Origin of the sequence: Gordonia sp. NPDC058843 (assembly GCF_042743165.1) — a bacterium.
GTDB lineage: Bacteria > Actinomycetota > Actinomycetes > Mycobacteriales > Mycobacteriaceae > Gordonia.
The window spans coordinates 24918-31414 of record NZ_JBHYNC010000058.1; the positions used below are offsets into that span (position 1 = coordinate 24918).

At 67.4% G+C, this 6497-nt stretch carries 5 protein-coding genes; all 5 read left to right on the forward strand.

Annotated elements, in window-relative coordinates:
* Positions 1-5 precede the first annotated feature (5 nt).
* The gene (locus ACFW3F_RS23600; protein ID WP_388061806.1) at positions 6-650 is read left to right on the forward strand and encodes a TetR family transcriptional regulator; all 645 of its coding nucleotides are present in this window, start codon (positions 6-8) and stop codon (positions 648-650) included.
* 137 nt (positions 651-787) lie between these two features.
* A complete protein-coding gene (locus ACFW3F_RS23605; RefSeq protein ID WP_388061818.1) occupies positions 788-1963 on the forward strand; it encodes a phosphatase PAP2 family protein in 1176 nt (391 codons plus the stop codon).
* 340 nt (positions 1964-2303) lie between these two features.
* Positions 2304-3578, forward strand: coding sequence for an ABC transporter substrate-binding protein (locus tag ACFW3F_RS23610; RefSeq protein WP_388061808.1), 1275 nt, complete (start codon positions 2304-2306; stop codon positions 3576-3578).
* A gap of 113 nt (positions 3579-3691) precedes the next feature.
* On the forward strand, positions 3692-5695 hold the full coding sequence (locus tag ACFW3F_RS23615) for an ABC transporter permease (RefSeq protein ID WP_388061810.1): 2004 nt from the start codon (positions 3692-3694) through the stop codon (positions 5693-5695).
* A partial coding sequence (locus ACFW3F_RS23620) for an ABC transporter ATP-binding protein (RefSeq protein WP_388061812.1) occupies positions 5688-6497 on the forward strand: 810 nt, incomplete at its 3' end. The genes ACFW3F_RS23615 and ACFW3F_RS23620, both read left to right, overlap by 8 nt.

The following is a 6497-nucleotide window of genomic DNA, read 5'->3' on the forward strand; positions in this document are numbered from 1 at the left end:
CACACATGGGCGACTGCCTGACGGTGCACGCCACCTCCGACGCCCCGGAACCGAATCCGGGGCGTCGGACCGGCCTGCGCGAGCAGAACAAACTGCGTACCCGCAACGCGATCCGGCAGGCCGCGATCACGTTGATCGCCGAACAGGGATACGCGAAGACCACGGTCGAGCAGATCGCCGAGACCGCCGGCGTCTCGCACACGACGTTCTTCCGCTACTTCCCGTCGAAGGAACAGGTGGTTGTCGGCGACGAGCACCTGCACGACGAGGCGCAGGCGATCGTCGAGTCGATGCCCCCCGGCCTCAGCCACTTCGACCTCATCCGGCGCCTGATGACCGAGCTGCACCGCCTGACGGTCGACGACCCGTGGATCGGCAACCCACTACGCATGCAGCTCATCCGAACCGAACCGTTGTTGCAGAAGACTTTTCAGGCGGAGTCCGAGCGCATGATCTCGGACATGACCCAACTCATCGCCGACTACCTACAGATCGCGCCCGACGACTTCCGGCTCAAGGTCTTTCTCGACGCGGTCGCCGGGGTGACCTTCCATCTCGCCACCGAGATCGACGAGAACCGCGAGATGCCACAACTCGAGACCACCCTGCGCGCGATCGACCTGCTCGAGCAGGGGTTGCCGGTCGGGTGAGGGAAAGCTGCCGGGCCGTTCGTGCAGCGAACATTCCCTCTAGGATCTAGAGCGTGATCTCGGACAGCGCCGCCCGACCGCGCAGCCTTCGACTCGTCTCCTCGCTACGCTCGTCGCCGGCTCAGGCAGCAGGAGGTATGGCCTCGTCGCTGATCGCTCTTGCAGCGGCAGTCGCGGCCACTCTTTCCCTCGCGGCACCGGCGCAGGCCGCTCCCGCACGGCCGACACCGGCACCGTTCCCGGTGACCGACCTGGCGCGGCTCTACGCCTCGGACATCTCGTCGTACCCGGGCGGTGTCTACCTGCAGCCCGTGGAGGCCTTCACCGCGCTGCGCCGGGATCACCCGGAGGTGATGGCCCGCAATCTCGAGACCGCGGTCGCGATCAACCAGTCCGCGGCCGACAACCCCGCCTTGCAGCGCCGCGCGCTCGCCGATGCCCACGACGATCCGCTCTGGACGATGTCCGACGCCTTCGGCGCCCGACTCGGACGCCATTTCCGTGATGCCCTCGCCGCCGGCCGACTGCCGAAGACCACGGCACTGTTCAGCGACTACCTCGCCCGCGCGGGTGGCCTCGCGAACGCGACATTCGTCGAGAAGTACGTCTTCGGCTACGAGCGGCCGTTCATCGTCGCGCCGGAGCGGATCCGCAAGTACATGCGCGCCGGCGCCAGCGAATACGACGCCCTGGGCAGCAACCCGTCGTTCCCGTCCGGCCACACCAGCCTGTTCTTCTGGCGAGGCACCCTGCTCGCGTCGATGCTGCCCGAGTTCGCACCCCAGCTCCTCGCCCGCGCCTCCGAAGGCGGGTACCACCGCATCGTGCTGGGCGTGCACTACCCGCTCGACGTGATCGGCGGAGCGATCGTGGGGCAGGCCGCGGCCGCCGACCGCTGGAACGATCCCCAGTTCCGCCGGCTCCTCACCGGCGCCACGACCGAGATCCGCACCGAACTCGAATGGCGTTGCGGCGCAACTCTGTCGGTGTGCATCGCCGACGACACCCCCTATGCCACCGACGCCGATGCCCAGGCGATCTACGCGCAGCGACTCACCTACGGTTTCGGTCGCGTCGCGTCGTCGACGCATCCGATGGTGGTGCCCCAGCAGGCCGTCGACCTGATCGCCGGAGCGTACCCCCGACTCACCGACGAGCAGCGACGCCAGGTCCTGGCACAGACCGCGTCGCCCGCCGGATATCCGCTCGACGACCAGCGCCCCGGACGCGCCTCCTGGCAGCGCCTCGACCTCGCGCGGGCTTACACCGCCGACGTCACGGTCGGCCGCGACGGCCGCGTGACCGTCCGCTGAGCACCGCTCTGACCTGGCGGTAACTTAATCGTTTGTCCCACTGCCCGTTGCGAACTCGTTCGCAACGGGCAGTTCGCTGCGATGTGGTCCAGTGTGTGTCCAGTTTGGACCAACAGCTTGACACCGGCGTAAGGATGTGGCTACTTTTCGAGTGGCCCACATCACATCCGACGTGGACTCACCGCCGTGACCTGGGCGGACGGTGCCGGAATCGCAGACTCAGACACAGCGCTGGGTCGAAGAACTCTATCCTTCTAAGCCCCGTCGGGGCGATGTCGCCATGCCCTCTTGCAGGGCGGTGTCGTCGTGCCCGGAGATCATCGGGAAAGGCAGTCGAAACATGCGTTGGTCGAATTCACGCAGGAGAGCCGGACGGTTGGCGGCAGTCGCCGTCGCCGCGGCATGCATCTTCTCGGTCGTGTCGTGTAGCAGCGACGACGGCGGATCGTCGGACGGTTCAGCCGCGGACTCCAGCGGTACCAAGGCCTCGGGCGAGGCCATCAAGATCGGCTTGTTCAACCCCACCAAGGGACCGGCGACGCAGGGTGGCGTGACCACCGGCAAGGACGCCGCCCTGGACTACATCAACAACCAGATCGGCGGCATCGGGGGACGGCCTGTCGAGGTCGTCGACTGCGGCATCGACCAGACCGCTCCCGAATCGACGGTGTCCTGCGCCAACCAGTTCGTCGAGGCCGGCGTGGTCGCCGCGATCGACGGCTACAACGCCGAGTCTGCCTCCGCGGTACCGATTCTCACCTCGGCCGGCATCCCGCTGGTCGGTCAGATCCCCTTCAACACCTCGACCGGCGCCTCGGCCGAGAACCGCGTGTACTTCGGACCGCCGCCCGCCGCATTCCTCGTCGGCTTCATGCAGCAACTCAAGGCGTCGAACAAGAACTCCCTGACTCTGGCGAATGCGGATCTGCCGCAGGCACATCAGGTGTTCGACGGACTGATGAAACCGCTCGGCGCGCAGCTCGGCATCGACGTCAAGTCGGTCTACTACCCGCCGACCGGCCCGAACTTCACCTCGCTGGCCACCACCCTGGCGGAGGGCGACCCCGCTGCCGCCGGACTGATGACCTCACAGAACGACAACGTGTGCACCAAGCTCGCACAGTCGCTGCGGTCGGTGAAATACGAGGGCACCATGTTCATGGCCGCCTGCACCGACTTCATCGACACGATGGGTGCGCAAGCGGTTGGCGCACAGACATACTCGCCGATCTGGCAACCCCCGGCCAAGGACTCCGCACCTGAGCCGGCCAAGGCGAACCTCGAGATCGCACAGACGTTCATCGACGAGCAGGGCGGCACCGGGGGCTTCTACGCCTACGGCACCTTCGCCACCCTGGCGGACTTCGCGATCACGCTCAACAACGCCAAGGTGACCGATTACACCGGACCCAACGTGCTCGGAGCACTGAAGGCCATCACGGACTACCAGTCCTTCATCGGCCCGAAGCTCAACTGCGGTAAGCCGACCACGCCGAACTGCACCACCGAGATGCTGCTGTTCGACGTCGTCGCCGAGAAGAAGACCGAGCCCGCCACCGGCGGTTTCATCACCCCGCTTCCGGCTGCGCTGCAGCGCATCCCGGGCGCTTACTGACGCAGGTCGCGATGTGGCGGGGTGGACTCCCACCCCGCCACACCCGACTCTGCTCCATCCGCACCCTCACGCGCGTGAGATCGCCGTACGCGCCGAACGAATGAGTACGCCACATGGGCCAGTTCCTCCAGTTCGTCTTCCTCGGACTCTCCGCCGGTGCCATCTATTCGGTGCTCGCGTCGTCTCTCGTGGGCATCTATGCCGCCACCGGCATCATCAACTTCGCACAGGGCGCCATCGGCCTGTACTCGGTCTATCTCGTTGCCGCACTTCGCACGGACGGCAGTCTCGTCCTACCCATCGGCACCCTGAGCCTCGGCAGTGAGGCCAACCCGACGTCGATGGAGTTGGCGGTCGTCCTCGGTGTGCTCAGCGCGGTGGTCTGGGCGCTGCTCGCCCACGTGCTCGTCTTCCGGCCGCTGCGCTCGGCCCCGGTGCTCGCGCAGGTGGTCGCCTCCGTCGGACTCATGCTGTTCATCCAGGCACTCGTCCATCTGCGCTTCGAGACCGAGAATCTGTTCGCCGAGGCGATCCTGCCGGAGAGCACGGTCGACATCGCCGGCGCGATCGTCAACGTCTCGGACCTGATCCTGGCCGGAGTCGCCATCGCCATCTCGCTGGTGCTGTGGGCCTACTTCCGGCTCACCACCCTGGGTGTCGCCACCCGCGCCGGTTCCGAAGACGAGCTCGCAGCGCGACTCTCGGGTTACTCCCCCGACCGTCTCGCGGGAATCGTGTGGGTGCTGACCGGAGCGGCGACCGGGTTGATCGCGGTTCTCGCCTCGTTCACCATCGGCCTGACCGAGACCAGCTACACCTTCTTCGTGATCCCCGCGTTGGCCGTCGCCCTCGTCGGTCGCCTCACGTCCTTCGGTATCGCCTGTGCCGCAGGGCTTGTGCTCGGCGCCTTCCAGTCGGTGATCACCTGGCTCACCACCAAGGACTGGTGGCCGGAATGGGCGCAGGCCGGTCTCGGCGACGCCGTCCCGTTCATCATCGTCGTCATCGCCCTCTTCCTGCTCGGCGGCCGTATCCCGTCCCGTGGTTCGCTCGGCGAGGTGCGGATGCCCGCGGTGCGGATCCCGCGCATCCGGCTGATCCCGACGGTTGTCTGCATCGCCGTCGTCGTCGCGGCCATCTTCCTCACCTCGGGCAGCTGGCGATTCGGCGTCGTCACCTCGGTGATCCTCAGCCTCATCGCACTGTCGCTGGTCCTGCTCACCGGCTACCTGGGTCAGATCTCGCTGGCGAGCATGGCCTTTGCCGGTGCGGCCGGTTTCGCACTGTCGAAGCTGACGACCAACTGGGATGTCCCGTTCCCGTTCAGCATGATCTTCGCCGCCCTCATCGCCACCGGCCTCGGGGTCCTGGTGGGCGTACCGGCGCTCCGGATTCGTGGCGCCCAGCTCGCCGTCGTGACCCTGGCTGCGGCACTGGCGATCCAGAGCTTCGTCTTCAACAACCCGGCGATCACCTCCTTCGAGGGCAACCTCATCGCGGACCCGACGATCTTCGGCCTCGATCTCGGCGTACGCGACGGGACCAACCTGGTCACGATCCGGTTCTCGCTGATGGTCCTCATCGTCGTCGCGATCGCGACCCTCGTCGTGCTGCGTTTCATGGGCGGCTCGACCGGCCGGGCCTTCCTGGCCGTGCGCTCCAACGAGCGGGCGGCGGCGTCGGTCGGGATCAACGTGGCCTCGACCAAGTTGCTCGGGTTCGCGCTGTCGGCGTTCCTGGCCGGCATCGGCGGTTGCCTCATCGGTTACAGCCGCGGCCAGCTGTCCGCCGGCTCGTTCACGGTCATGATCGGGCTCACGCTGCTCGCGATGACCTACGTCGGCGGCATCACGTCGTTCGCCGGCGCGGTCCTCGCCGGCATCATCGGGCCACTGGGCGTCGGCTACGTGTTCCTCAACCAAACCCTCAGTCTCGGTGAGTACTACGAACTCTTCGCCGCCGGTAGCCTGCTGCTCATGGCGGTGCTGAACCCCGTCGGAGTCGCCGGTGCGGTGTCGGAGTTCGGCGAGCGGATACGCGCGCACCGGCACCGGCCGCCTGCCCGTCCGGAAGCTCCGGGAGCGGCACAGAACGCACAGGAGGGCGCACATGTCTGAGTCGACACTCGAGAAGCCGGCCACGCCGACGACACTGCTCGAGACCGGCGGCCTGTCGGTCCGGTACGGCGGCGTCAGCGCCAACTCCGACATCGACATCGCGGTCGCGGCAGGTGAGATCGTCGGACTGATCGGCCCCAACGGGGCAGGCAAGACCACGTTCGTCGACGCCGTCACCGGGTTCACCAAGGCCACCGGCACGGTGTCGTTGCGCGGGGAGCGACTCGACAAGGCGAGCCCGCACCGTCGACGCCGGGCGGGCATGGCCCGGACGTGGCAGGCGGGCGAGCTGTTCACCGATCTGACCGTGGCGCAGAACCTCGCAGTGGCGGTACAACCGGTCGGCCTGCGTGCCATGCTCGCCGACGTCCTCAACGGTTCCCGGCCACCCGCCGACGTGATCTCGTCGGCGCTCGAACTCGTCGGCCTGGCCGAGGCCGCCGATCAGCTCCCCGGCGAATTGACCCTCGGCCAGCAGAAACTCGTGGGTGTTGCCCGCGCGCTGGTCGGCGGGACACAACTCGTCCTGCTCGACGAGCCGGCCGCGGGACTCGACACCCACGAGAGCCGGGAGTTCGGGATCGAGCTCCGCCGGATCGCGGCGACGGGCATCGGCATCCTGCTCATCGATCACGACATGTCGCTGGTGCTCGACGTGTGTGACCGCCTGTACGTGCTCGACTTCGGCCGTGTCATCGCCAGCGGACCACCGGCCGCCATCCAGGACGACCCCGCGGTGATCTCGGCCTACCTCGGCAGTCCCGAGGTGGACCCGGACGCCGTCCCGGTCCCGCCCTCCACC

What these genes read in the sequence shown, in the direction of transcription:
- ACFW3F_RS23600 (WP_388061806.1), top strand. Translation starts at nt 6, where the DNA reads ATGGGCGACTGCCTGACGGTGCACGCCACCTCCGACGCCCCGGAACCG.
- ACFW3F_RS23615 (WP_388061810.1), top strand. Translation starts at nt 3,692, where the DNA reads ATGGGCCAGTTCCTCCAGTTCGTCTTCCTCGGACTCTCCGCCGGTGCC.
- ACFW3F_RS23605 (WP_388061818.1), top strand. Translation starts at nt 788, where the DNA reads ATGGCCTCGTCGCTGATCGCTCTTGCAGCGGCAGTCGCGGCCACTCTT.
- ACFW3F_RS23610 (WP_388061808.1), top strand. Translation starts at nt 2,304, where the DNA reads ATGCGTTGGTCGAATTCACGCAGGAGAGCCGGACGGTTGGCGGCAGTC.